At 32.9% G+C, this 24172-nt stretch carries 24 protein-coding genes; 15 read left to right on the forward strand and 9 right to left on the reverse strand.

Annotation, left to right across the window (positions count from 1 at the left end; genetic code table 11):
* Nucleotides 1-11: 11 nt before the first annotated feature.
* The 4 genes from AAGV28_RS02580 (at nt 12) to AAGV28_RS02595 (ending at nt 1797) form a co-directional block, all read left to right on the forward strand.
* Entirely contained in the window at nt 12-164 is a 153-nt protein-coding gene (locus tag AAGV28_RS02580) for a lmo0937 family membrane protein (protein ID WP_373405267.1), read from the forward strand.
* 43 nt (nt 165-207) lie between these two features.
* The gene (locus AAGV28_RS02585) at nt 208-474 is read left to right on the forward strand and encodes a YtxH domain-containing protein (RefSeq protein ID WP_373405268.1); all 267 of its coding nucleotides are present in this window, start codon (nt 208-210) and stop codon (nt 472-474) included.
* Nucleotides 475-539: 65 nt separating this feature from the next.
* Nucleotides 540-1076 carry a hypothetical protein gene (locus AAGV28_RS02590; RefSeq protein ID WP_373405269.1) on the forward strand — a complete coding sequence of 179 codons (537 nt, stop codon included), beginning with the start codon at nt 540-542 and terminating at the stop codon, nt 1074-1076.
* Nucleotides 1077-1149: 73 nt separating this feature from the next.
* The gene (locus AAGV28_RS02595) at nt 1150-1797 is read left to right on the forward strand and encodes a DUF6565 domain-containing protein (RefSeq protein WP_373405270.1); all 648 of its coding nucleotides are present in this window, start codon (nt 1150-1152) and stop codon (nt 1795-1797) included.
* Nucleotides 1798-1912: 115 nt separating this feature from the next.
* On the opposite strand, the gene AAGV28_RS02600 is transcribed toward AAGV28_RS02595, so the two are convergent.
* Nucleotides 1913-2794 carry a bifunctional 5,10-methylenetetrahydrofolate dehydrogenase/5,10-methenyltetrahydrofolate cyclohydrolase gene (locus tag AAGV28_RS02600; RefSeq protein WP_373391013.1) on the reverse strand — a complete coding sequence of 294 codons (882 nt, stop codon included), beginning with the start codon at nt 2792-2794 and terminating at the stop codon, nt 1913-1915.
* A 103-nt stretch (nt 2795-2897) separates the two neighbouring features.
* Nucleotides 2898-4256 carry a signal recognition particle protein gene (gene ffh, locus AAGV28_RS02605; RefSeq protein ID WP_373391014.1) on the reverse strand — a complete coding sequence of 453 codons (1359 nt, stop codon included), beginning with the start codon at nt 4254-4256 and terminating at the stop codon, nt 2898-2900.
* Between the two features lie 434 nt (nt 4257-4690).
* Here ffh and AAGV28_RS02610 point away from each other — a divergent pair, with 434 nt between their 5' ends.
* Nucleotides 4691-5407, forward strand: coding sequence for a hypothetical protein (locus tag AAGV28_RS02610; RefSeq protein WP_373391015.1), 717 nt, complete (start codon nt 4691-4693; stop codon nt 5405-5407).
* Between the two features lie 504 nt (nt 5408-5911).
* On the opposite strand, the gene AAGV28_RS02615 is transcribed toward AAGV28_RS02610, so the two are convergent.
* Nucleotides 5912-6979 carry a hypothetical protein gene (locus AAGV28_RS02615; RefSeq protein ID WP_373391017.1) on the reverse strand — a complete coding sequence of 356 codons (1068 nt, stop codon included), beginning with the start codon at nt 6977-6979 and terminating at the stop codon, nt 5912-5914.
* 232 nt (nt 6980-7211) lie between these two features.
* Between AAGV28_RS02615 and AAGV28_RS02620 the strand changes: the two genes are divergently transcribed.
* Genes AAGV28_RS02620 through AAGV28_RS02630 form a run of 3 tightly spaced genes read left to right on the forward strand, consistent with a single transcriptional unit; the run spans nt 7212 to nt 11222 of the window.
* Nucleotides 7212-7718 (forward strand): RNA polymerase sigma factor, encoded by a 507-nt coding sequence (locus AAGV28_RS02620; RefSeq protein WP_373391018.1) that lies wholly within the window; start codon nt 7212-7214, stop codon nt 7716-7718.
* Between the two features lie 41 nt (nt 7719-7759).
* A complete protein-coding gene (locus AAGV28_RS02625; RefSeq protein WP_373391019.1) occupies nt 7760-8689 on the forward strand; it encodes a FecR family protein in 930 nt (309 codons plus the stop codon).
* Entirely contained in the window at nt 8676-11222 is a 2547-nt protein-coding gene (locus AAGV28_RS02630; RefSeq protein WP_373405271.1) for a TonB-dependent receptor, read from the forward strand. The genes AAGV28_RS02625 and AAGV28_RS02630 overlap by 14 nt, the downstream gene beginning before the upstream one ends.
* A 15-nt stretch (nt 11223-11237) precedes the next feature.
* On the opposite strand, the gene argS is transcribed toward AAGV28_RS02630, so the two are convergent.
* On the reverse strand, nt 11238-13016 hold the full coding sequence (argS, locus tag AAGV28_RS02635) for an arginine--tRNA ligase (RefSeq protein WP_373405272.1): 1779 nt from the start codon (nt 13014-13016) through the stop codon (nt 11238-11240).
* 117 nt (nt 13017-13133) lie between these two features.
* Between argS and AAGV28_RS02640 the strand changes: the two genes are divergently transcribed.
* Together AAGV28_RS02640 and AAGV28_RS02645 are read left to right on the forward strand one after the other, a co-directional pair.
* Nucleotides 13134-13547: a hypothetical protein gene (locus tag AAGV28_RS02640; protein ID WP_373405273.1), complete on the forward strand. Its 414-nt coding sequence runs from the start codon at nt 13134-13136 to the stop codon at nt 13545-13547.
* Nucleotides 13548-13678: 131 nt separating this feature from the next.
* Nucleotides 13679-14551 (forward strand): HAEPLYID family protein, encoded by an 873-nt coding sequence (locus tag AAGV28_RS02645; protein ID WP_373391023.1) that lies wholly within the window; start codon nt 13679-13681, stop codon nt 14549-14551.
* A 113-nt stretch (nt 14552-14664) separates the two neighbouring features.
* Here AAGV28_RS02645 and AAGV28_RS02650 read toward each other — a convergent pair whose 3' ends face one another.
* The 5 genes from AAGV28_RS02650 to AAGV28_RS02670 all read right to left on the reverse strand — a co-directional run bounded on the left by AAGV28_RS02650 (nt 14665) and on the right by AAGV28_RS02670 (nt 18584).
* Nucleotides 14665-15672: a 3-oxoacyl-ACP synthase III family protein gene (locus AAGV28_RS02650; RefSeq protein ID WP_373405274.1), complete on the reverse strand. Its 1008-nt coding sequence runs from the start codon at nt 15670-15672 to the stop codon at nt 14665-14667.
* A gap of 85 nt (nt 15673-15757) precedes the next feature.
* Entirely contained in the window at nt 15758-16090 is a 333-nt protein-coding gene (locus tag AAGV28_RS02655) for a YegP family protein (RefSeq protein ID WP_373405275.1), read from the reverse strand.
* A 106-nt stretch (nt 16091-16196) separates the two neighbouring features.
* Nucleotides 16197-17144, reverse strand: coding sequence for an ABC transporter ATP-binding protein (locus AAGV28_RS02660; RefSeq protein ID WP_373405276.1), 948 nt, complete (start codon nt 17142-17144; stop codon nt 16197-16199).
* Between the two features lie 232 nt (nt 17145-17376).
* Nucleotides 17377-18072, reverse strand: a complete 696-nt coding sequence (locus tag AAGV28_RS02665; RefSeq protein ID WP_373405277.1) for an OmpA family protein — start codon at nt 18070-18072, stop codon at nt 17377-17379.
* A 35-nt stretch (nt 18073-18107) separates the two neighbouring features.
* A complete protein-coding gene (locus AAGV28_RS02670; protein ID WP_373405278.1) occupies nt 18108-18584 on the reverse strand; it encodes a hypothetical protein in 477 nt (158 codons plus the stop codon).
* A gap of 183 nt (nt 18585-18767) precedes the next feature.
* Between AAGV28_RS02670 and htpG the strand changes: the two genes are divergently transcribed.
* The 5 genes from htpG to AAGV28_RS02695 all read left to right on the forward strand — a co-directional run bounded on the left by htpG (nt 18768) and on the right by AAGV28_RS02695 (nt 24093).
* Nucleotides 18768-20651 (forward strand): molecular chaperone HtpG, encoded by a 1884-nt coding sequence (gene htpG / locus AAGV28_RS02675; RefSeq protein ID WP_373405279.1) that lies wholly within the window; start codon nt 18768-18770, stop codon nt 20649-20651.
* Between the two features lie 272 nt (nt 20652-20923).
* Nucleotides 20924-21244: a hypothetical protein gene (locus AAGV28_RS02680; protein WP_373405280.1), complete on the forward strand. Its 321-nt coding sequence runs from the start codon at nt 20924-20926 to the stop codon at nt 21242-21244.
* An 853-nt stretch (nt 21245-22097) separates the two neighbouring features.
* Entirely contained in the window at nt 22098-22667 is a 570-nt protein-coding gene (locus tag AAGV28_RS02685) for a YdeI/OmpD-associated family protein (protein WP_373405281.1), read from the forward strand.
* Nucleotides 22668-22785: 118 nt separating this feature from the next.
* Nucleotides 22786-23343 (forward strand): DUF4256 domain-containing protein, encoded by a 558-nt coding sequence (locus AAGV28_RS02690; RefSeq protein ID WP_373405282.1) that lies wholly within the window; start codon nt 22786-22788, stop codon nt 23341-23343.
* Nucleotides 23344-23382: 39 nt separating this feature from the next.
* Nucleotides 23383-24093, forward strand: a complete 711-nt coding sequence (locus tag AAGV28_RS02695; RefSeq protein ID WP_373405283.1) for a DUF3784 domain-containing protein — start codon at nt 23383-23385, stop codon at nt 24091-24093.
* Nucleotides 24094-24172: the final 79 nt, after the last annotated feature.

The following is a 24172-nucleotide window of genomic DNA, read 5'->3' on the forward strand; positions in this document are numbered from 1 at the left end:
AAAAAACAATCATGGGAAATATTCTCTATCTAGTCGCAGTATTATTAGTTATATTCTGGGCTTTAGGATTCTTCGTTTATAGCATTGGAAGTTTAATACACATCTTATTAGTAATAGCTATTATTGCAGTATTGATGCGAATTATTAGTGGCAGACGACTTTAATTAATACCATTTTTAAATAATTAATAACTTAAAATATAAAATTATGAAAACAAATAAAGTAATATTAGGTGTAATTGGCGGATTAGCAACAGGAGCAATTTTAGGAGTTCTTTTTGCGCCAAATAGTGGAAAAAATACAAGAAAAAAAATTGCTGATAAATCTAAAACCCTTAAAGACAACACAAAAAAGGATTTAGACAAATTGATGCAAAAATTAGAAGACAAATACCAATCTGTTTCTGAAACTGCAAATAATTTTTTGCATGAAGGAAAAGCGAAAATAGAAAATGAAATGGCTAAGAAGAACTAAGCTCTATTATTTCATACCATAACTTTTTACAAAAAAAATAGAATTCAAATACAATACATTATAAAATGAAGAATGCAATTAAAAATTTAGCTTTACTAGCTATATTAGTCCTAGGTACTACAAAAGCTGTAGCCCAAGATATCCCTAATGATACCTACGAACAAAAATTCAAATTAGGTATAGGAGCTACCGTGGGTTATCCCTTTCAAGATCCTTATAAATTAAATGTTGGTGGTGATGTGCGTTTACAATATGATTTATCAAAACAATATTCGCTTACAGCAACCACAGGTTTCAACAATTTGTTTGTTACTGGAGACAATAATGATTTAGGATACATCCCTGCCAAATTAGGATTTAAAGCTTTTGTTCTAAAGGACCAATTCTATTTAATGGGTGAAGCTGGTGCTGCTTTTGCAGTAACAAACAATCATAATCAAACCTCTTTGTTGCTTAGTCCAAGTATTGGTTATGCTACAAAATACATCGATATTAGTGTACGCTATGAGTACCTACCAGATTTTCCTACAGTAGAAAACAATACTGCTGATAAAGGATTAGGTCAAGTGGCTTTGCGTCTTGCATACGGATTTAATCTGTAAAAAAAATAAGCGAGTTACATTTTTTGAATGTTACTCGCTTTATAAAACATTTTTTAATTAAAACTATTAAACTATGAAAAATTTAAATAGATATCTTACATTAATTGCTCTAGCTGTAATTGTAACTTCATGTAAGGATGAAAAACAAGAGTTAGCTAATCAAAAAGTAGAGGATTTTAAAAAGTACGTGGACTCTATAAATGACGTAGCTACCGAAAAAACTTCTGAAAATTGGGAAATTATCCAAGCAAAATACGATAAAACTAAAACGGAAGCACAAGAAGCTATTGATCAGTTAGAAAACAAAATGGATATGGATTCCATTATGTTAAAAACAAATAATAAATACGAAGAATACAAAGCAAAGGTAATTCTAGAAAAAGATGCTATTGTAAGAAACAATTTTAGAAACAGTTTCTTTACCACAAAAGTTAATGACGATATGAAATTTGAATGGGTAAACAAAGACAATATTGCCGACGTTTATTCAAATTTTGTAAATACTGCTGAGAAAAACAAAGATTCTTATTCTAGAGAAAATTGGGATGAAATCAAGTTATTGTATGAAGCATTAGATACCAGAAAAAATACTGTTGAAAAAGAAGGTTTATCTTCAAAAAACAACATCAAAATTGCTGGTCTCAAAATAAAATTTGCTACCATGTATAGAATTAACAGAGCATCTGCTAAATCAAACGAAAATATTGAAGCTAAAGAATAATTTTAGTTAATACATAAGTCAAAACGGCTTCAATTTTTTAGAAATTGAAGCCGTTTTTAATATAAAAAAAGCCCTAAACTTTCGTTTAAGGCTTTCTACATAATTTTTGATTGTATTATTTTCTACTTCTGATTTTTCTAGCCAAAAGTGTGTTTTGTAATAACATAGCAATGGTCATTGGCCCCACTCCTCCTGGAACGGGAGTAATGAAAGATGATTTTTTGCTTACTCCATCAAAATCAACATCTCCTTTTATAACATAACCTTTAGGATTTGATGCATCATCCACACGAGTAATTCCCACATCAATAATAACTACCCCCTCTTTTACCATATCGGCTTTTAAAAATTCTGGAACTCCTAAAGCCGTAATAATAATATCAGCATTTTTAGTGTATTCTTCTAAATTTTTAGTTCTACTGTGTGTCAATGTTACTGTTGAATCTCCAGGATATCCTTTGCGACTCATTAAAATACTCATTGGTCGACCCACAATGTGGCTACGTCCAATAACTACAGTATGTTTTCCTGAAGTTTCTACTTTGTATCTTTCTAACAACTGCATGATTCCAAATGGTGTTGCTGGTAAAAATGTTTCCATTTCCAAAGCCATTTTTCCAAAATTAGCCGGGTGAAAACCATCAACATCTTTATCGGGATCAATTGCCATTAATATTTTTTCTTCGTCAATGTGTTTTGGCAAAGGCAACTGAACGATATAACCATCTAAATTATCATCTTCATTCAATTCTTTGATTTTTGCTAATAATTCCCCTTCTGTTGTTTCTTCTGGCAAAGCCACTAAAGTAGAATCGAAACCAATTTGCTCGCAAGAACGCACTTTACTTCCTACATAAGTCAAGCTAGCTCCGTTGTTTCCCACTATTACTGCAGCTAAATGAGGAACTTTTTCTCCATTGGCTTTCATTTGTTGTACTTCGACAGCAATTTCTTTTTTAATGTCTTCCGAAGTTTTTTTTCCGTCTAATATTTGCATAAGAACAGTTTGTTGTTTATCGTTTTTAGTTTGTTGTTTTTGATGTAATTTCAAATCTGAATTCTGTAAACTGCTCACTGAAATCTAAAATCTGAATACTTTTTTACTTCATCCCCGGCATACCTCCTGGCATTCCTTTCATTCCGCCCATCATTTTCATCAGGTTCTTTCCACCTGGCCCTTGCATCATTTTCATCATTTTACTCATTTGGTCAAACTGTTTCATCAACTGATTTACTTGCTCAATCTTAGTTCCAGAACCTTTAGCAATTCTTGCTTTTCTTTTTACATCAATCAAAGCTGGTTTTTTTCTCTCAATTGGAGTCATCGAATATATGATAGCTTCAATATGCTTGAAAGCATCATCTTCGATTTCTACATCTTTCATGGCTTTTGAAGCTCCTGGTATCATCCCAACCAAATCCTTCATGTTACCCATTTTCTTTACTTGTTGAATTTGAGTTAAGAAATCATCAAAACCAAATTCATTCTTAGCAATTTTCTTTTGTAATTTTCTAGCTTCCTCTTCATTAAATTGCTCTTGTGCTCTTTCTACCAACGAAACAACATCTCCCATTCCAAGGATACGTTCCGCCATACGATCTGGATAGAAAACATCAATAGCTTCCATTTTCTCACCAGTACCTACAAATTTAATTGGTTTATTAACCACCGATTTAATAGACAAAGCAGCTCCACCACGAGTATCACCATCTAATTTGGTTAAAATAACTCCATCAAAATTCAAGATATCGTTAAACGCTTTTGCAGTATTTACCGCATCTTGTCCTGTCATCGAATCCACAACAAACAAGGTTTCCTGTGGTTTAATTGCAGCGTGAACACGAGCAATTTCGTCCATCATTTCCTGATCCACTGCTAAACGTCCCGCAGTATCGACAATTACTACATTAAAACCATTTTCTTTAGCATGCTTAATTGCATTTTGTGCAATTTCAACTGGGTTTTTATTCTCTGGTTCTGAATATACTTCAACACCAATAGCATCTCCTACAACATACAACTGCTGAATAGCCGCTGGACGGTAGATATCACAGGCAACCAAAAGTGGTTTTTTATTCTTTTTTGTTTGAAGATAATTAGCCAATTTTCCAGAAAAAGTAGTTTTTCCAGAACCTTGTAAACCAGACATCAAAATTATAGAGGGAGTTCCTTGCAAATTAATTCCTGCTACATCACCTCCCATTAATTCAGTCAACTCATCTTTAACCAACTTTACTAACAACTGTCCTGGTTGTAAAGTAGTTAACACGTCCTGACCTATGGCTTTGTCTTTTACTCTGGCAGTAAAATCTTTGGCAATTTTAAAGTTCACATCGGCATCCAACAGCGCACGACGCACTTCTTTCAAAGTATCGGCAACATTTACTTCGGTAATTTTACCGTGACCTTTTAGTATATGAAAAGCTTTATCTAATTTTTCGCTTAAATTATCAAACATAGTATTGTTTTTTTTGGAGTTGCAAATATAAGATAAACGGTTAAAGTTAAAAAGTTTAAAGTTCAAAGTTTTTTAGACTTCTCTTATTTTTTTCTATTCGAGCCCAAACTAAAAAGAGGCTGGAAAAATCCAACCTCTTTTTGACAAAAAAATAAAAAAACCAAGTAATTAAGTTCATGAACACTTTGTTGATAGGAACACCAAAGCGTAAACGCTAATTCAATTCTTAAAAGTGAAACAAATATATAACTATTTTTATTTATTCTAAATAAATACTGAGTATTTTATTTGGCTTTTTATATTCCCTAAAACACATAATTACAACTAATTAAAAACAGAAAACTTAATTATTTAAAAAAAAATAAAAATCTGGTAGGGTAAATGATTTTCAAAATGTTTCATTAACAAACGATAACTATTTAAATTTAAAAAAAATGAAAAACAAAAATTTATTACTCGCCATTTTAGGACTTTCCTTATGCACTGTATCTTGTAGCAACGATGACACAAAAAATGAAGGAGAGAATGTCAAACTTATTGCTAAATCAACCTATGGGAGCAATAGTGTAAAAACTGCCAAAACAACTGCAAAAAACAACTCGACTGTAGAGGTAACTTCCTTTAAAATTAACATCAAAGAAATCGAATTTGAAATGGACGATGACTTTTCTTCAGGAGATGGTTTTTATGATGATGATGATGACATCGAATTAAAAGGACCTTTTGAATTGAGTATTCTTGGTGGAGCAACAGAAATTGTAGGTCTAAATATTCCGAATGGAGTTTATGAAGAAGTTGAATTTAAAATACACAAAAGCAACAATAGTTCCAGTGATATGTTTAACAAATCAATAAAAATGGAAGGAACTATAAATGCTGTTCCGTTTATTTTTTGGCATAATGTAGAAGAAGATTTTGAAATTGATTACGAAGACACCAATCAACAGCTAGTAGTAACCGAAAATGCAAAAGTAAATGTGGTCTTTGATTTTGATTTGAACGCAGTACTTGCCAACGTTGATTTAAGCAGTGCCGTTGATGGGAACAAAGATGGTATCATTGAAATTAGCCCAAATGATCCTGATGGAAATCGCTCATTGGCTAACAAAATAAAAGATAAAATTAAAGATTTTTGTGATCTAGAAGACTAAAATTTTCTGCCAAAAACTTAATGTTATACCTTAAAAAAACCGTTGCTTAATAGCACGGTTTTTTTTGTTTCCAAAAGTTGGAAGAAACATTTTAATCAATACGAGATGATTTTTCATTAATCGATTAAGATTTAACTACTCCGTTCATTGCATAAATATGAAGTAATTTTAAATGTAAACTGTTGTTTTGATTAGGAATACATTGGCTTAAAAAAAGCATAACAAAGGGTCAAAAAAAAGCCTTTTGAAAAACTCCTATAACAAGCTAATCAAATAGAAACTTTATTGTAACCAACATTCAATTCTAAATAATACAAGCCAAAAAAAAGCAAGACTTTTGAAAAACTCCTTTGACAAGCTAATAAAATGGAAACTTTATTGTAACCAACAATCAATTCTAAATAATACAAGCCAAAAAAAAGCAAGCCTAGAGATAAAGCTTGCTTAATAAAAGTCAATCGCCTTTGGGCAGAATGTATCTTTAATATTGCTATTGATAACGGGTTAATTTTTTGAAAGAGTCAAATAACTCGGATCGTCATCATCGGTATTTTCTTTAAATCGAATAGAATTATTAGAAAATTCTATGACTTTCCAATCTTCCTCTAATTCAGACAAATCATCATCCATAAAAGAAAAGTCTATAAAATCTCCAGAAGCAATTGTTGTGTAAGACCATGATCCCGTTGAATTTTGATTCGTTTTTATAACAGAAGTCGTATTATTGGCATTAAAAACAAAAGAATATCCTGCATACTCATCGGTTTCATCGTCATCATCATCATAAAAATAACCTACACGCCATGAACCTGATTTTAATATTTCTAAAAAAGAAGCTGTACTACCGCTATTGCATTGTGGAATGGCACTTTCGATAAAATTCTCCAAAGCGTTATTGTCAGCTATACTAATTGAATTTCCTAGGGCATTAACTCCCATTATAGGATACGTGATTTCAGTAAGATCTGTTTTTTTTAAATTAGTTACAAAACTAAAAAACTGACTGCTATTTCGTAAAACAAGCGTACTGGCCAATTGATTATTCACATCATACAAGTTCAAGGTTATTGGATACACGATCCTTACACAACTTATTTCGGCTAAATTCGATTCTGGAGTACAGTTGTTTTTCGCATTCTGAAACTCAAGCGATGTATTAATGTTTTTTACAGTACCATTTTTAAACACAATGGCTATGGGATAAACAAAATTAACTATATCATCATCAGTAGTGGAAACATCCTTCTTATCTTGTACGGTTTGATAATCACTACTAGTATTGACAACAATTGTTTGGGAATTTACTATAACAGTAACGGGCAATTGCACTGCAAAACAACTCGTTCCATCCAAAACATTGTCTAAAAAAGTAGGAACCTGAGTCATTCTAGCAATAAGTTGAGTCAGGGGAGAATTAGCAACCAAAGCATTAGGCGCTGGGTCATTGGCACCACCAATTATTATTTCTTCTTCACGTTGACAGCAAATCAACAATGCAAAAGATAAAATAACCAAAAACAGAAGTTTTACTTTCATGATATAAAAGGAATTACAAAGTAAATTACGTTTCATTAAACATACAAATTTAGTCTATTTTACTAAAGGCTACATCAAACTTAAACGTAAAATCAAAAATCATTTTTTTTCAAATACACTCTAAAAGTTCCTAATACAAGGACTTTATTTTCAAAAAAATCACACCACTGTTCGCACTATTTTTTTGAATTCGTGTATATTTGTATATACAGTAAACAGATGAATAGCAGCTTACCCTACCCTTACGTTAATTTTTATTCGATTTAGTATGTCTGAAATTTGTCAAGAATCTATTTTTTCAGCTTTTTTTAAAAAGCATGTTGTTTCGCTACGCAATTTTTTAATATACAAATTTGGTCAAACAGAGCAAGCAGAAGATTTGGTACAAGATGCTTTTATCAAACTTTGGCAAAATTGTGCTGATGTGCCTATTGATAAAGCCAAATCTTATTTGTACACCTTAGTCAATAATGCTTCGCTTAATGTGATAGCACATGAAAAAGTAAAATTAAATTACAGCAACACACACTCAAATGCCGAAATAGAGTACAAAAACCCTGAATATATTTTAGAAGAAGAGCAGTTTAAAAACCAATTACTAACCGCTATCGAACGCCTTAATGAAACCCAGCGAGTTGCTTTTTTAATGCATCGAATTGACGGAAAAAAATATACCGAAATAGCCGAAATATTAAACATCTCTGTCAAAGCAGTTGAAAAACGCATTCATTTAGCATTAACCGAATTACGCAAAGAATTTAAAAATTTTAAGTAGGGTAATTACACTCTCAATTGTTATAGTAGAAAGCAAAGCACATGAAAGAAAACTTTACATTAGCAAAATGGCTAGACGGTACAATAGCTGACGAAGATTTAGCACAATTGAAGCTAGAAGAAGATTTCTTGGTACTTGAGAAAATAAAAAAGCATTCGGCAAATTTACAAACCACAGGCTTCGATCCTGAGGCTATGTTGCAAAGCATATTGGATGCTAAAGAAACGGTAATTCCAATCCAACAGCAAAATGTTAGCAAAAATCCTTTTGCCCTATTTTTAAAAATAGCTGCGGTTTTAGTAATAGTATTAGGGATCTGGTTGACGTATGATGCGACCAATCCGGTAACATATACTGCTACTAACGGCCAACAAACCCGTTTTGTTCTTCCCGATCATTCTCAAGTAATTTTAAATGCTGGTTCTCAAATTACCTACACCAAATGGAACTGGAATTCGAATAGAAATCTTGATTTAAAAGGAGAAGCTTTTTTTAAAGTCGCTAAAGGACAAAAATTTACGGTACACACCGCATTAGGAAACGTATCGGTTCTAGGAACACAATTTAACGTAAAATCCAGAAACAAAAGACTTGATGTAAGTTGTTTTGAAGGAAAAGTAGCTGTTGCTTATAGTGATAAAATCGAAAAAATAACAAAAGGACAATCAGTAACAATACTAAACAATCAAAAAGTAACTACTACAGCTACCTACCAAAAGCAACCCTATTGGCTAACCCAAAAACTACATTTTGAACAAGCTCGTTTACAAGACATACTGCAAGAAGTAGAACGACAATACAACATAACAATTACGTACAATACCAACATAAGCAACCAATTATTTACTGGAGAAATACCTGCTAACAACATCAAAGTGGCGCTCCAGATGATTAGTAGTACTTATGGAGTAAGCATCAACAAAAAAGACGATAAAAACTACCAACTCATTGAATCTTTTGAAAGTAAATAAATCGATTGCTGCACTTTTTTTGCTGTTAGTTATTTTTTTTGATGCCAAAGCCCAAAACAAAGCGGCTTTCGAAAACTTGAAAACCGTATTAAAAAAAATAGAAAAACAACATCAAGTTCATTTTAGCTACCTCGAAAAAGATGTTGCTGGAGTCTCTGTACAATCGCCAGCAAAAGAAAAAACAATTGAGAGTAAAATCGATTTTTTAATCCAAGAAACTGAGTTAAATTTTGAATTTATCACTAGCAATTACATCGCTATTAGTCACAAATCCAAAACAACAACAATTCGGTTTCAACTGAAAGATGCAACAAACACAATACCAATTGAAGCGGCAACTATAAAAATTAACGGCAGCAAAAATACTATTACCAGTGATGCCAAAGGACTATTTGAAATAGACCCAAAAACCGTTTTTCAAATTGAAATTTCACACATAAACTATCTCAGCAAAGGAATCACAATTAACACAAACGAAACAGCAAAACCACTAAATATCATCTACTTATATCCTTTAGTCAACGAGTTAAAAGAAGTCGTAACAGCAAACATATTAACCAACGGAATTTCAAAAAAAACAGACGGGAGCTTAGAAATCAAACCTAAAAAATTTGGTCTGTTGCCTGGTTTAGTAGAACCTGATGTCTTTGAAACTTTAAAACAAATTCCGGGAATCGTTAGTGCCGATGAAACTTTATCCAACCTCAACGTGAGAGGCGGAACCCATGATCAAAATTTATTTTTATGGAATGGTATTCGCTTGTTTCAAACAGCACATTTTTTTGGATTAATTTCGGCCTTAAATCCTAATCTGGCTCACAATATTAAGATATTTAAAAATGGAAGTTCTGCTTTTTATGGAGAAGGCATTTCGAGCGTAGTCGATATCGCTACTCAAAACCGAGATTCCGAAAAAGACCCCACCAGCATTGGTGCCAATTTAATTAGTGCTGATTTTTTTACCCAAATAAAAATAGCTCCTCAAACAGCTGTCGAAATCAGTGCCCGACGCTCGCATACCGACGCATTCCAATCGCCAACTTATAAAAGTTATTACAAAAAAATATTTCAAAACACGGCTATTTCGAATGTAACCAACAATGAAATAGTGGATTATAATAACAAAGAAAATTTTTATTTTTATGACGCTACTGCTCAGATTACACAAAAAATAAATTCTAAAACGCAAGCAAATCTATCCTTGATTGCCATTTCTAATTCACTCGAATTGAACGAGTTTAAAACCGAAAACGACATTCTTGTGACCAAAAATAGTAGTTTAAAACAAGCCACTTATGCAGGAGCACTTAGCGTCAACAGCTATTGGAACTCCAATTTTAGAACCGAGTTAGAGGCTTATGCTTCTGTTTACAATATCAATTCCACCAACGAATCTATTACAAATAATAGAAATCTAAATCAAGAAAATACGATTGTTGATACTGGAATTCGAATTAAAAACTACAATACCATCAGCAATACTCTAAAATTTCAGTCAGGTTATCAGTTTAATGAAATTGGGATTCGAAATTTTGACCAAATTAATATTCCTGCTTTTTTTAGAAGTGTAAAAGAAGTACTCATTTCGCATGCCTTGATTGGTGAGCTTTCGTACCAATCAAACAATAATAAAATCAAAACTACTCTTGGAGTTCGCAATAATTACATGGCTTCATTGTCTAAAAACAGCGTGGAACCTAGGCTGCAATTTCACTACAACTTTTCAGATTCATTTTCGACAGAAATTCAAGGAGAAAGAAAAAGCCAGTTAAGTTCCCAAGTAATTGATTTACAACAAGATTTTTTAGGTATCGAAAAACGCCGATGGGTGTTGGCCAATGATGCGGATATTCCTGTCATGTTTAGCAATCAATGGTCTGTTGGATTTACTTTTAAAAAAAATCAATGGTTGGTTATTTTAGATAATTTTTACAAGCAAGTATCGGGAATCACTAGCAAAAGTCAAGGATTTCAAAACCAATTAGAGTTTTTGAGAATTAATGGAAATTATACCGTTTTAGGCACCGAATTATTGGTTCAAAAGCGAATTCATCATTTTACAACTTGGATGAGTTATTCCGTTTTAAGAAACGATTACGAATTTGAATCGTTTAATCCTAGCATTTTTCCGAGTAACTTTGAAATTAATCACAACTTGACCACAGCATTGATTTATGACTATAACCAAATGAAATTAGCACTTGGCAGTACTTTTTTTTCTGGGAAACCGAATACTTTACCACTCAGCACAACAGCTATTTTTCCTACATTGGACAAACCTGAAATTGCTTACGATTTGCCCAATTCCTCAAATTTGACTAATTATTTTCAAATTAATGTATCAGGAAGTAAAAGTTTTAAGTTCAATAAAAACAATGTCTTGACAGTAGGCGTATCGGTTCAAAATATTTTTGATACCAAAAACAATATCAATCAAAACTTTAGAATCAACAACAATTTAAACACCATAGAAAAGGTCGATACCTATTCGTTATCACGAACTTTCAACGCTTTTCTAAGGTGCTCACTATAAGTTGTAAACCGCAATTTACATTCGCTCAGGAACATTAATTCCTAACAATTTAAACGAAGCAGCAATAGTATCGGCTACTTTTTTGGACAGTTGCACTCTGAATATTTTAATGTCTAAATCGGCTTCCCCTAGAATTGGTACAGCCTGATAGAAGGAATTGTATTCTTTTACCAAATCATAAGTATAATTAGCCAATAAAGCCGGACTATGATTTTGTGCTGCGTTTTGAATTACTTCTGGAAACAACTCTAATTGTTTCAATAATTCTTTTTCTTTTTCGTGCAAAGTCGTTACTGTTGAAACATTCGAAAAATCAAAATCAGCTTTTCTTATAATCGATTGGATTCTGGCGTACGTATATTGAATAAACGGACCTGTATTTCCAGCAAAATCAACTGATTCTTCAGGATTAAACAAAATACGTTTTTTAGGATCTACTTTTAAAATGTAGTATTTCAAAGCTCCAAGACCAATAGTTTTGTACAATTTAGTTTTCTCTTCGTCTGAATAACCGCCTAATTTCCCTAATTCTTCCGAGATTTTTTGAGCCGTATCGGTCATATCCTGCATCAAATCATCAGCATCAACTACAGTTCCTTCACGAGATTTCATTTTTCCCGAAGGCAAATCAACCATTCCATAAGACAAATGGAAAAGATTTTCAGACCAGTAAAAACCTAATTTTTTCAGAATTAAGAACAAAACTTTAAAATGATAATCTTGTTCATTTCCTACGGTGTAAACCATTCCGCCTACATCTGGGTAATCTTTCACTCGCTGAATTGCTGTTCCAATATCTTGCGTCATATATACTGCAGTTCCGTCAGAACGCAATACAATTTTTCGATCTAAACCTTCATCTGTCAAATCAATCCAAACTGAACCGTCAGGATCTTTTTCGAAGATTCCTTTCTCTAATCCCATTTGAACTACATCTTTCCCTAACAAATAGGTATTGCTTTCGTAGTAATAACTATCAAAATCAACCCCCATACTTTTATAAGTTGCAGCAAATCCATCATAAACCCATTGGTTCATTTTTTTCCAAAGCGCTATAACCTCTTCATCTCCTGCTTCCCATTTTAACAACATTTCCTGGGCTTCAAGTATAATTGGCGCTTGTTTTTTAGCTTCTTCTTCTGTTTTTCCCTGAGTGATTAATTGGTTGATTTCTTCTTTGTAAGCCTTATCAAAAGCCACATAAAAATTCCCAACTAATTTATCTCCTTTTAATCCCGTTGATTCCGGTGATTGGTCTTTTCCAAATTTTTGCCAAGCCAACATCGACTTACAAATATGAATTCCTCTATCGTTAATGATTTGAGTTTTATAGACTTTTTTACCCGAAGCTTTGATAATTTCAGCTACCGAATAACCCAATAAATTATTACGAACATGACCTAAATGTAAAGGTTTATTCGTGTTAGGCGAAGAATATTCTACCATTACCGCCTTGTCTTCTGGATTTGGAGTCACAAAACCATATTGCTCATTATCTTTAATTCCGTTGAAGAAATTCAAATAATAAGCATCAGAAATAACAATATTCAGAAAACCTGAAACCACATTAAAACCACTTACCTCAACTACATTTTCAACCAAATAGTTTCCAATTTTATTTCCTAACTCAACCGGATTACTCTTTGTGATTTTTAACAAAGGAAAAATTACCATCGTAATATCGCCTTCAAATTCTTTACGTGTTGCCTGAAATTCAACTTTATCAATCGAAATATCAAATAAAACCTGAATTGCGTTTTTTATAGATGGCGTAAGCGTTTGTGATAATGTCATTATGTTGTTTTTAGGTGGGCAAATATAATTCTAATTCGTGAATTTTGGTATAGCAAATTACACATTATATCATATTTAATTATTATGATAATAAAACACTAACAAAACGCCTATTGAATGAAAAAATATTACTTTTGTGCTATGTTAAACACAATCAGAAACAAGAAAGGACTTCGTTTATTTTGTGCTTTTATGGCACTCTACCTACTGAATTGTAGTGTGGATACTAGTGACATTCGTCCAAGTTATGTTCCTGAGGATTTAAGTTTTAACGACCAAGAAAGTCTTATCGAAATTATTGTCGAAAAAGTTTTTAAGTTTGAAAATGCAATACCTGAAAACGAAGATACTGATACCGAAAACAACCACATTTTAAAAAAAACAATCTCCAGTGCTTTTTATATTCTACCCAGTTTTAAAATAAATAACAACGAAGAAATCTACGATTCCAATTCAGGTAACATAAATTATAACGAGACCCTTGTACTGATACCTTATTTCGAAATTTACTCTCCTCCACCCGAAATTTAATTTGTTTTTTCATGTTTTTATGCGATTTTGTTTTCTTTTTTTAGAAAACAAAGCATTTTTTGTACCATAGTGATTAGAACTAAATCATCATCAATATTGGTATAATATTCAACAAAATAAAACCAATTAAAATGACAAACAACACTTTAAAAACGGCTTTTTTTTCACTATTAGCCCTACTCTTAATTATTTTCAATACTAACGCTCAAACAGAAAGGGAGTCAAAAAAAGCTACTCTTGACAGTCTTTATATTCAAGAAGTAGAAAACAAACACGAACTAGTCAAAGTTTTACATGCCGAACCCTTATATATTGATTTAATACGAGATCTTGGTGCCCGAAAAGGGGAAAGAGAATGGAATGTTGGTCTTGGACTTACTGATAATAACACTTATGACGAATATTTAGCCTTAGTAGAATATGAATGGGCACCCATCGATCGACTGGGATTAGAAGTAGAACTTCCTTTTACTTTTTATCCTTCGGCTAATTCAACAAACGTACCAAGCAGTAAACTTAATGGCCTAAAACTGGCCACTCAATATTCCTTTTTTGTATCCGAAAAACTAAAAACATCCATGGCAATAGGTTATATTCATGAATTTGAATTAACTGCCTTCAATAATTATAACAGTAGTAAACTTTTTACTGGAAACATTTATAATCCTTTCTTTGTAGTGGCAAAACGTTGGGGAAATAATTTCCACACCCTTTTGTACACTGGCCCTGCTATCCAGCATCACTTTGACGATCATCAGTCAACCACTACATCATGGCAAATCAACAGCAATTTTCACTATATGATTCCAGGAACTAGAAATTTTATTGGTTTGGAATTCAACAAAGAAGTAACATCCAATGATTTTGAAATGACCATAAGACCACAAATGAGAGTAGAAGTCACTGATCATCTTTTGGTTGGTATTGTTACGGGAATTCCTATTAGTAGAGAAAACGAACGATTTAGCTCTTTCTTGAGATTAATTTATGAGCCAAAACATTAAATAATTAAGAAACCCCAATTTTAAATTTTCAAAATTGGGGCTTTCTTTTTTATCTAAAAATCAACTGCTTTCTGTCTTCCTACTCCCATCTTCCTACTTCCAACTTCCATCTTCTACCATTTAATAATAGCACTTGCCCAGGTAAATCCGCTACCAAAAGCAGCCAAAACAACAGTATCACCTGATTTTATTTTGCCAAGTTCCCAAGCTTCAGTCAATGCAATAGGAATCGAAGCGGCAGTTGTATTACCGTATTTTTGAACATTATTATAAACCTGATCGTCATTCAAACCGAATTTCTTCTGGATATACTGCGAAATTCTCAAATTAGCCTGATGCGGAATCAGCATGTCAATATCGGAAACTTTTAAATTATTAGCTTCTAAACCTTCATTAATGACTTCGGCAAAACGAACTACAGCGTTTTTAAATACAAATTGCCCGTTCATGTGTGGAAAATAACTTTCGTCATTAGGATCGTTATCAGCTAAAATATCATTCACCCAGCGGCCGCCCATCCCTGGAGCTGTCAATACCAATTCTTCAGCATGAATTCCTTCGGAATGCAAATGTGTTGACAAAATTCCTTTCGATACATCTTCTTCACGACTTAAAATTGCTGCTCCTGCTCCATCGCCAAAAATCACCGAAACGCCGCGTCCGCGAGTAGTCATGTCTAATCCGGAAGATTGTACTTCGGAACCAATGACCAAAATATTTTTGTACATTCCTGTTTTGATATATTGGTCGGCTACCGAAAGTGCATAAACAAAACCCGAACATTGATTTCTAACATCTAATGCTCCTATGGTTTTTAATCCCAAATCTCGTTGTACCAAAACCCCTGGTCCTGGAAAATAATAATCCGGACTTAGAGTAGCAAAAACAATAAAATCGATATCATCGTTGGAAATCCCAGAACGTTCAATAGCAATTTTAGCTGCTTTTACGCCCATAGAAGTGGTGGTGTCTTCTCCTGGAATGATATGTCTGCGTTCCTGAATTCCGGTTCTTTCCTGAATCCATTGGTCATTGGTGTCTATAAGTTTTGTCAAATCGTCATTAGTAACCACATTCGAAGGTACATAAAAACCTAAGCCCGAAATTTTGGAATGATACATAGCTTTATTGTTTAATTTAAAAATTAAATATAATAAAAAAACCAGTCTAAAAACTGGTTTGCGCGTTCAATTAGGGTTTATTTCATTAAACGGTTTGATCTTCTACAACGGCGTCAACAGCATTTTTTTTAACCGATTCAATACCGTTCTCACGAGAAGCAACTGACTCATACATTTCACTACTTCCAATAATTTGACCATTAGCAGCCTTTAGATTAAAGTAAGGTTTGCCATTTGAAGATTCTTTACGATCGTAGCGACCATCTTCAGGCGCATTTTTTCGAACCGATTCGATTCCGTTATCACAAGCAGTTTTAGTTGTATAGCCTTCACTTGCTAAAATTGTCTGACCATTCCCTGCTTTTAAATTAAACTGAAACTCACCATTAGCTCTTTTTGTAATTACAAATTTCCCCATTTTCAAAAATTTTTAATTTATTGATTATTGTTTATGATAAATACTTATTTTACAATATTTTAATTAAAATTAATAAAAAAAATGATACGAAAATTTAAAATTTCACCTAAGAAATCATCAAATTAACTTCTTGATTCATTTCTAGAGGAGATTCGTGTTCGAAAAAAATTACTTTTCGATCAAAAACGGCTTTGATAAGGTAATAACTGCCTTTAAAATAAGATTGTTTGACTAAAACATTCATCAAACCATTTTCGGCTATTTTTAATTGATGTGGATACAATAAGACCAATTCATCCAAATCTTCATCAACTGTTATTAATTGGGATAATTTGAGTTCGTTTACTTCTCCAAAAAGAGAAGCCACATATTTATTAATAGGATTGTTGTATAAATCATGAGAATTGGCTTTGTCAACCATTTTTCCGTTTTGCAACACTATTGTTTCATCAGCAAATGAAAGTGCATCGGTACTATCGTGAGTGGCAACTATAACCGTGATTCCTTCTGCTTTTAGGTAAGCAAACAAATTACGTCGAAGTGCATTTTTTCTAAAGTTATCAATATGACTAAAAGGTTCGTCCAATAGTAAAACTTCGGGTTCTAGCGCTAAAACTCTAGCCAAAGCCACACGTTGTTGTTGACCACCGCTTAAGTATTTTGCTTTTACATTGGCAAACTCGGTCATTTCTACAATTTCAAGTAATTCTTTGATGCGTGCTTTTTTCTGATCTGGAAACGCATTCGACAAATATTTTCCCACATTCTCCGCAACAGTAATATACGGCATCAAGTCAAAATCCTGTGACAAATATTTCATATATGGCATTCCTGGAACTAGATTAAAACTGGTTCCTAAAACCTGCTGTTCGTTCCAAAAAATTTGTCCTTCGTCTAAATCATACAAACCATAAATTAATTTCAGTAAAGTACTTTTACCACAACCGCTTTCGCCGATTACAGCAATATTTTGTCCTTTTTCAACTGAGAAATGAATGTTTTGAACCACTGGTTTTTCGGTATAACCAAAGGAGATATTTTGAACTTGAAGCATTTTAAAAGAATATTTTTTTTGAGAGTGCAAAGATAGATTTCTTTACTATAAAAAAAGGATAAAATATAGAAATATCTATAAAAACACATCACAGAGAATCTCAAAATAACAACCATAAATTGCACAAAATTTCACAAATTAATCTATAGAAATTTGTGCGATTTTCGGTTAAAAAAAAAGTCGTTCCAAAAACTGGAACGACCTAATCTTATTTTATATAAAATACTAAAAACTAGTTTCCTGCTTCTTTCTCTGCATCTGCTTTCATTTTAGCATTAGCCGTAATTGCAAATTCTACACGACGGTTTTGGCTTCTTCCTTCTACAGTACCATTATCTGCAATTGGGTCAGCAATTCCCATTCCTGTAACACTAAATCTGCTAGAAGAAATTCCTTTGCTTACCAAGTAATTTTTAACTGAAGCCGCACGCTCTCCCGAAAGTTTCATGTTAAAATCTGCTGGACCAGTACTATCCGTGTAACCAAAAATAGTAATATCTGTGTCTGGATATTCGTTAAAAACAGCAACTAATTTATCTAGGTTTGTTTTAGCAGCAACAGTCAGACTTGATTTATTAGTATCAAAACGCACTGCATTTTCGTTCAAAACCAGTTGGATTCCCTCACCAATTCTTTTTACCTCAGCACCCGGAATGGCTTGATCAATTTGTCTAGCTTGTTTATCCATTTTATTACCAATAACTCCACCGGCAACTCCACCAACAACTCCACCAATTACAGCACCCATAGCCCCTTTTCCACCTTTTCCAAGATTATTTCCTAAAATCCCACCAATAATTGCTCCACCAGCTGCGCCAATACCAGCACCTCTTTGTGTTTTATTAGTGTTTTTTATTGCTTCACAACTCGTAAAAACTGAACCTGCAATCATTACTATAGCTAATGCTAATACGGATATATTTTTCATATTTATTTCTTTTTGTTACTTTATAATTTTCGGGATTAGTTTACGCGTTGAAATTGGTAAACAACATTGGTTAATTTTCCACCCACATCGATTCTGTCAATCAATTGGAAAGAGCTTTCTGTTAAATTAGCTACACTTAAAACATAACCATCTCTCACTTTTTTAGCTTTTTCGCCAGCATCTAAAACTTTCAAAACAAATTCTCCATTAGAATTCACAAACCATGTAATAGGTGAGCTAAAAGTAGGACAATCGTATTTAGTTAAAGCCATTGTTCCTTTATTGTTGTTAGAAACAAACTTCCAAGTACTTCCTTCAAAACATTTTGAATCAGCGATCTGAAAAGAATTTACTTTAATATATTCTGAACCTGGATAAGACACAGAACTAATTACCCAATTTCCCTTTACTCCAACTTGGATTTTCCTATCTAACTTAGTTGCAGTAACTGAAGATGTTTTGCACGAAAATAAGGCAAGCGCAATTGCTGTAATAAAAAATATTTTTTTCATCGTTTTTATCATTTTAATATTAAACTTAAAGCAAAGATACAATCTAAATTCACACATTTTGTTTCAAAATGTTATTATTTTATTACACAATTTACTGTTAAGACAATTTGTCACTTCCATTAGAATTGGTACTTTATTTGAAGAATCTCAAACAGATTGTAAAACATTATAAAAATTTTAAATATGACAACTGGAAAAATTAACGTTTCTGTGGAAAATATCTTTCCACTTATCAAAAAGTTCTTATACAACGATCACGAGATCTTTTTACGTGAATTAATTTCGAATGGAACAGATGCAACATTAAAATTAAAACACCTAACCAATATTGGTGAAGCTAAAGTAGAATATGGCAATCCAATACTTGAGGTAAAAATTGACAAAGAAGGCAAGAAACTTCACATCATTGACCAGGGAATCGGAATGACATCAGAAGAGGTTGAAAAATACATCAACCAACTGGCTTTCTCAGGTGCCGAAGAATTCTTAGAAAAATACAAAGACACGGCTAAAGATTCAGGAATTATTGGTCATTTTGGTCTTGGTTTCTACTCTGCTTTTATGGTAGCTTCTAAGGTGGAAATTATCACTAAATCATACAAAGACGAGCCTGCTGCACACTGGATTTGCGACGGAAGTCCTGAATTCTCATTAGAACCAGCTGACAAAACGACTCGTGGAACAGAAATTATCCTTCACATTGCCGAAGATTCATTAGAATTTTTAGAAGAACACAAAATCAAAGAATTGCTGAACAAATACAATAAGTTCATGCCAATTCCGATTAAATTTGGAACTAAAACCAATACTTTACCAAAACCGGAAGATGCTCCTGAAGATTACGTAAACGAAACGGTTGAAATTGACAACATCATCAACAACCCAAATCCAGCCTGGACCAAACAACCAGCTGATTTAAATGAAGAAGATTATAAAACCTTCTACCACGAATTGTATCCAATGCAATTTGAAGAGCCGTTATTCAACATTCACTTAAATGTAGATTATCCGTTCAACCTAACAGGAATTTTATATTTCCCAAAATTAGGTTCGGATATGCAAATTCAAAAAGACAAAATCCAATTGTACCAAAATCAGGTTTTTGTAACGGATAATGTAGAAGGAATTGTTCCTGAATTTTTGATGATGCTTCGCGGAGTAGTGGATTCTCCAGATATTCCTTTGAATGTTTCCCGTTCAGGATTACAGGCAGATGGAGCAGTGAAGAAAATTTCGAACTACATCACTCGTAAAGTAGCCGATAAATTGAAAACTTTATTCACCGAAAACAGAGCCGATTTTGAAGCCAAATGGAACGACATCAAAATTGTTTTAGAATACGGAATGCTTTCGGAAGATAAATTTTATGAAAAAGCAGGTGCTTTTGTATTGTACCCAACGGTAAACGACAAATATTTTACCCTTGACGAACTAAAAGAAAACCTAAAAGATACGCAAACCGACAAAGACGGAAAACTTGTTATTCTATACGCTGGAAACAAAGAAGCGCAACACGCTTACATTGAAACAGCTGAAGAAAAAGGATACCAGGTTTTGCTCTTGGATTCGCCAATTATTTCGCATTTAATTCAAAAATTAGAAGCCGATAATCAGAATCTGACTTTTGTTCGTGTAGATTCAGACCATATTGATAACCTAATCAAGAAAGAAGAAACTACAATTTCTAAACTTTCTGATGAGGAAAAAGAAAGCTTAAAAACATCTTTAGAAACTTTTGTCCCTAAAACCTATACGGTTCAACTGGAAGCTTTAGACAGTCAGGCAGCGCCATTTATCATCACGCAACCAGAATTTATGCGTAGAATGAAAGAAATGAGTCAAACTGGCGGTGGCGGAATGTTCGGAATGGGCAACATGCCAGAAATGTATAATTTAGTAGTCAATACTAATTCGCCTTTGGCATCTACTATTCTAAGTACAGAAGACAAAACCGCTCAGGAAAGCTTAGTCAAACAAGCCTTAGACCTGGCCAAATTATCTCAAAACTTACTTAAAGGAGAAGCTTTAACGGCTTTTGTAAAGCGTAGTTTTGAGTTGATTAAATAGTTTATTTGGTTATTTGGTTATTCGTTTAACTGATGCAACACAACCTGCTAGTGCAAACTGGCAGGTTTTTTTGGTTTTAAGATATTACAATCTTTTCTAAAATAGCTTTTGTAGTTTCTATAACCCTGTTAGCGTTTAAAACGCTAACAGGGTTGAGTTGCAAAACATTCATTTTAAAAAATAAATTCTGTAAGAATATTTTAATATATTTGATTTAAAGAATAACTCAAAAAAGAATAAAAATCAATTATGGACAATTATAATGTAGAAATATGCACCAATTTAGTGAATTAGTTTATAGAAGTACTGCATTTTCTCTAGGGACATTAGAGGAAATAGAATCTAAAGTAATTGAAGAATTACAGACAAGTGGTGGTTCCACTACTCTTGTTAAGACTCTACAAATGATTCAATTGCAAAAGACAATCATCGCAATTGGTATATTTTCTTTATTTGAATCTATTTTACAAGAAGATTTAAGTTGCAAGAATGGATTTGAAGAAGCGAAAAAAATTATTTATCAATCTGGAAATACTGAACTTAAAAACCGTTTTGAAGATTTTATCTATGCCATTAATACTCTAAAACACTGAAAAGGCAGAAGTTATAATGCGTTAGTTGCTAAATCAGGTTCATTATCTTTTAAAGTAAAACTGTCCAGAGAAGATTTTTTTGATGAAGGTGACGTTTCTGAAATTTCGACTTTAATTGAAGTAAATGATGAATTTGTATTGGACTGTGCAAGATTAATTGAGGAGGTTTATGATGAAATTAGAAAAGTAAATCCAGACTCTTTTATTTAAAACCCGATAGCGTAGATTTACAATCCCTCAACGAAAAGCAACTTTGTCGAGTTACTAAATGAGATTCCTCATTCTTCGGAATGACAAGATAGCGGATAAAACTGCTTAAAAACGTTCTTTTACACAAACTAAAACCGCCCATTTTGTCATTCCGACGAAGGAGGAAACTCCACAATACTTTTCCATCCAGATGGTAAAGATTTGCAATTCCACAAAGATGAGCAACTTTGTAAAGTTACTAAACAAGATTGCTCCGTTCCCCGCAATGAATAGATTGTAGGTATAAGAAAACGAAAAATGAATTGGGCTGGGCTTTAGACCAGTTTCAAATAAAGATTTCCAAATGGCTTTAGCCTAAAAAACAACTATTTTGGCCAAAACCATAACTTGTAAATTATTTCATCGAGCTAGAGCCAAATGTCATTAAGTTAAGGATAGAATGATAATTTGATTGCAGATTTTTGATTAACGATTTTTGATTTCAGATGTGCGAAACTCGTAAAATCGAGGGATTTTTATTTACAAACACAAAAATCTGAAATCAGCAATCGTTAATCTTCAATCAAAAATCCCTTAACTTAATGACATTGAGCTAAAGCCATACGCAATTCATACCTTTACATAACCCGATTTGATTAAAACCATGCTCGAAAAACAAACCTTATATTTTAAAAATGCTTCCGAATGGAGGGCCTGGCTGCATGAAAACCACGATAAACACAAAGCGGTCTATTTGATTTTTTACAAAGTAGCACACGAAGCCGAAAGCATGCGTTGGGAAGAAGCCGTAAAAGTGGCTATTTGTTACGGTTGGATTGATTCTACGGTTAGAAAACTGGATGAACACCGAAGACAACAACTTTTTACTCCCAGAAAAGACAAAAGTATTTGGAGCAAAATAAACAAAGGATACATCGAAGATTTAATTGCTGCCAACTTAATGCACGAAAGTGGTTTAAAAAAAATAGAAACTGCCAAGAAAAATGGTTCCTGGAAAAGTTTAGATGCAGTGGAAAACCTAGAAATCCCAGAAGATTTACAACAGGCTTTTGCTAAAAACCCAGTTGCTTTTTCAAATTATGAAAACTTCAGCAAATCTTATAAAAAAAATTATTTATATTGGGTAAGCCAAGCCAAACGCCCAGAAACAAGACAATCTAGAATTACTCAAGTCATCGATTTGTGCGAACGAAACTGTAAAATGAGAGGATAAAAATCATTTAATAATACAACTGTCACACTGAGCTTGTCGAAGTGCTTTTTACAATATAAACGATGTCTTAGACTCCCGAAGCTTCGGGACAGACTGACATTACAAAACAATTATCATTATGAAAAAGAAATTATCATCATCAGAAACCGAAGCACTTTTAGAAATAGTGAAAGAGCGTTTTGAAAAAAACAAGAATCGTCATGAAGAAATGGAATGGAATAAAGTTCAAACTAAATTGGAAGCGAATCCTGAAAAACTGTGGTCGTTAAATGAAATGGAAAGAACAGGCGGCGAACCAGATGTTGTCCATTATGATAAAAACACTGATGAATATACTTTTTATGATTGTTCGGCTGAAAGTCCAAAAGAACGCAGAAGTCTTTGTTACGATCGTCAGGCATTGGATTCCAGAAAAGAAAACAAACCCAAAAATAGTGTGATGGATTTGGCTACGGCCATGGGAATTAGACTTTTATCACAAGAACAATATAGAGAGTTGCAAAAATCAGGAAAATTCGATACCAAAACATCGAGTTGGATTGAAACGCCTGCCGAAATTAGGAAATTAGGTGGCGCTCTTTTTGGTGATTTCCGTTACGGGAATGTATTTATTTACCATAACGGCGCTGAATCGTATTATGCTGCCCGAGGATTTCGTGGCGCTTTAAAAATTTAGATAATTTAAAATTTTATTAATTGATAAACTCAAAAAAACATGATGTACACTTTAATTGGAATGAGCTTACTTTTTATTGCCATCGGATTTATTGTAACCGAGAATAATGCCAAATACTTGCTTGCGGGATACAACAACATGAATGACGAAGAGAAAAAGAAAGTAGACCTAAAAACATATATTACTTATTTTAGAAAGTTTCATGTTTTTTTAGGCTTTTCGTTTTTCGTCATTGGAATGCTTGTGACTTATTTTATTGATGAAAACGTTACAAGTATTTTCATTGCAGTCTACCCTATTGTAGCCTACATTTATTTTATTGCCACAAGTACTAAATATTTTAATGCCAAAAAAAATAAATTTGGAGCTTACCTTCTAGCAGTAGTTTTGATTTTTATAGTTGTGATATTTATTCGTGATTATAAAGAAACTAAACTCATTTTAAATTCCAATTCAATTGAATTTCAAGGAAATTATGGCGAAATCGTACCTTTTAGTACAATCAAAAGCATTCAATTAGTCCATGAAAAACCAAAAATTATTCGAAGAACTAAAGGATTTTCTGCTGGAACTATTAAAAAAGGCTATTACAAAACTGATAAAGGCGAAGTAGTAAAACTAATTTTAAATGCCGAAAACAAACCTTATATCCTTATAACCAAGTCGGATGGTAAGAAAATTTATTATGCTGCAAAAGAAGAATCAAACGAAAAATTGTTTGAGCAAATTAAAACGATCCCCGCAAAATAACACCAAAATAAAAGCAGGTATTCTATAATTTTAGAATACCTGCTTTGTAACTATTCAGCATATTCATAATTTCCAGTCT

The organism is Flavobacterium zubiriense (assembly GCF_041729725.1).
In the GTDB taxonomy this organism is placed as follows: domain Bacteria; phylum Bacteroidota; class Bacteroidia; order Flavobacteriales; family Flavobacteriaceae; genus Flavobacterium; species Flavobacterium zubiriense.

Bases quoted from the DNA above. Each gene is read 5' to 3' on its own strand.
- AAGV28_RS02650 (WP_373405274.1), bottom strand. From the start codon at position 15,672: ATGTATCATTCCAAAATTTCGGGCTTAGGTTTTTATGTACCTTCGAAT.
- AAGV28_RS02580 (WP_373405267.1), top strand. From the start codon at position 12: ATGGGAAATATTCTCTATCTAGTCGCAGTATTATTAGTTATATTCTGG.
- AAGV28_RS02695 (WP_373405283.1), top strand. From the start codon at position 23,383: ATGATGTACACTTTAATTGGAATGAGCTTACTTTTTATTGCCATCGGA.
- ffh (WP_373391014.1), bottom strand. From the start codon at position 4,256: ATGTTTGATAATTTAAGCGAAAAATTAGATAAAGCTTTTCATATACTA.
- AAGV28_RS02595 (WP_373405270.1), top strand. From the start codon at position 1,150: ATGAAAAATTTAAATAGATATCTTACATTAATTGCTCTAGCTGTAATT.
- AAGV28_RS02590 (WP_373405269.1), top strand. From the start codon at position 540: ATGAAGAATGCAATTAAAAATTTAGCTTTACTAGCTATATTAGTCCTA.
- AAGV28_RS02655 (WP_373405275.1), bottom strand. From the start codon at position 16,090: ATGGGGAAATTTGTAATTACAAAAAGAGCTAATGGTGAGTTTCAGTTT.
- argS (WP_373405272.1), bottom strand. From the start codon at position 13,016: ATGACATTATCACAAACGCTTACGCCATCTATAAAAAACGCAATTCAG.
- AAGV28_RS02585 (WP_373405268.1), top strand. From the start codon at position 208: ATGAAAACAAATAAAGTAATATTAGGTGTAATTGGCGGATTAGCAACA.
- htpG (WP_373405279.1), top strand. From the start codon at position 18,768: ATGACAACTGGAAAAATTAACGTTTCTGTGGAAAATATCTTTCCACTT.
- AAGV28_RS02610 (WP_373391015.1), top strand. From the start codon at position 4,691: ATGAAAAACAAAAATTTATTACTCGCCATTTTAGGACTTTCCTTATGC.
- AAGV28_RS02660 (WP_373405276.1), bottom strand. From the start codon at position 17,144: ATGCTTCAAGTTCAAAATATCTCCTTTGGTTATACCGAAAAACCAGTG.
- AAGV28_RS02625 (WP_373391019.1), top strand. From the start codon at position 7,760: ATGAAAGAAAACTTTACATTAGCAAAATGGCTAGACGGTACAATAGCT.
- AAGV28_RS02640 (WP_373405273.1), top strand. From the start codon at position 13,134: ATGAAAAAATATTACTTTTGTGCTATGTTAAACACAATCAGAAACAAG.
- AAGV28_RS02600 (WP_373391013.1), bottom strand. From the start codon at position 2,794: ATGCAAATATTAGACGGAAAAAAAACTTCGGAAGACATTAAAAAAGAA.
- AAGV28_RS02680 (WP_373405280.1), top strand. From the start codon at position 20,924: ATGCACCAATTTAGTGAATTAGTTTATAGAAGTACTGCATTTTCTCTA.
- AAGV28_RS02620 (WP_373391018.1), top strand. From the start codon at position 7,212: ATGTCTGAAATTTGTCAAGAATCTATTTTTTCAGCTTTTTTTAAAAAG.
- AAGV28_RS02685 (WP_373405281.1), top strand. From the start codon at position 22,098: ATGCTCGAAAAACAAACCTTATATTTTAAAAATGCTTCCGAATGGAGG.
- AAGV28_RS02645 (WP_373391023.1), top strand. From the start codon at position 13,679: ATGACAAACAACACTTTAAAAACGGCTTTTTTTTCACTATTAGCCCTA.
- AAGV28_RS02665 (WP_373405277.1), bottom strand. From the start codon at position 18,072: ATGAAAAATATATCCGTATTAGCATTAGCTATAGTAATGATTGCAGGT.
- AAGV28_RS02615 (WP_373391017.1), bottom strand. From the start codon at position 6,979: ATGAAACGTAATTTACTTTGTAATTCCTTTTATATCATGAAAGTAAAA.
- AAGV28_RS02690 (WP_373405282.1), top strand. From the start codon at position 22,786: ATGAAAAAGAAATTATCATCATCAGAAACCGAAGCACTTTTAGAAATA.
- AAGV28_RS02670 (WP_373405278.1), bottom strand. From the start codon at position 18,584: ATGAAAAAAATATTTTTTATTACAGCAATTGCGCTTGCCTTATTTTCG.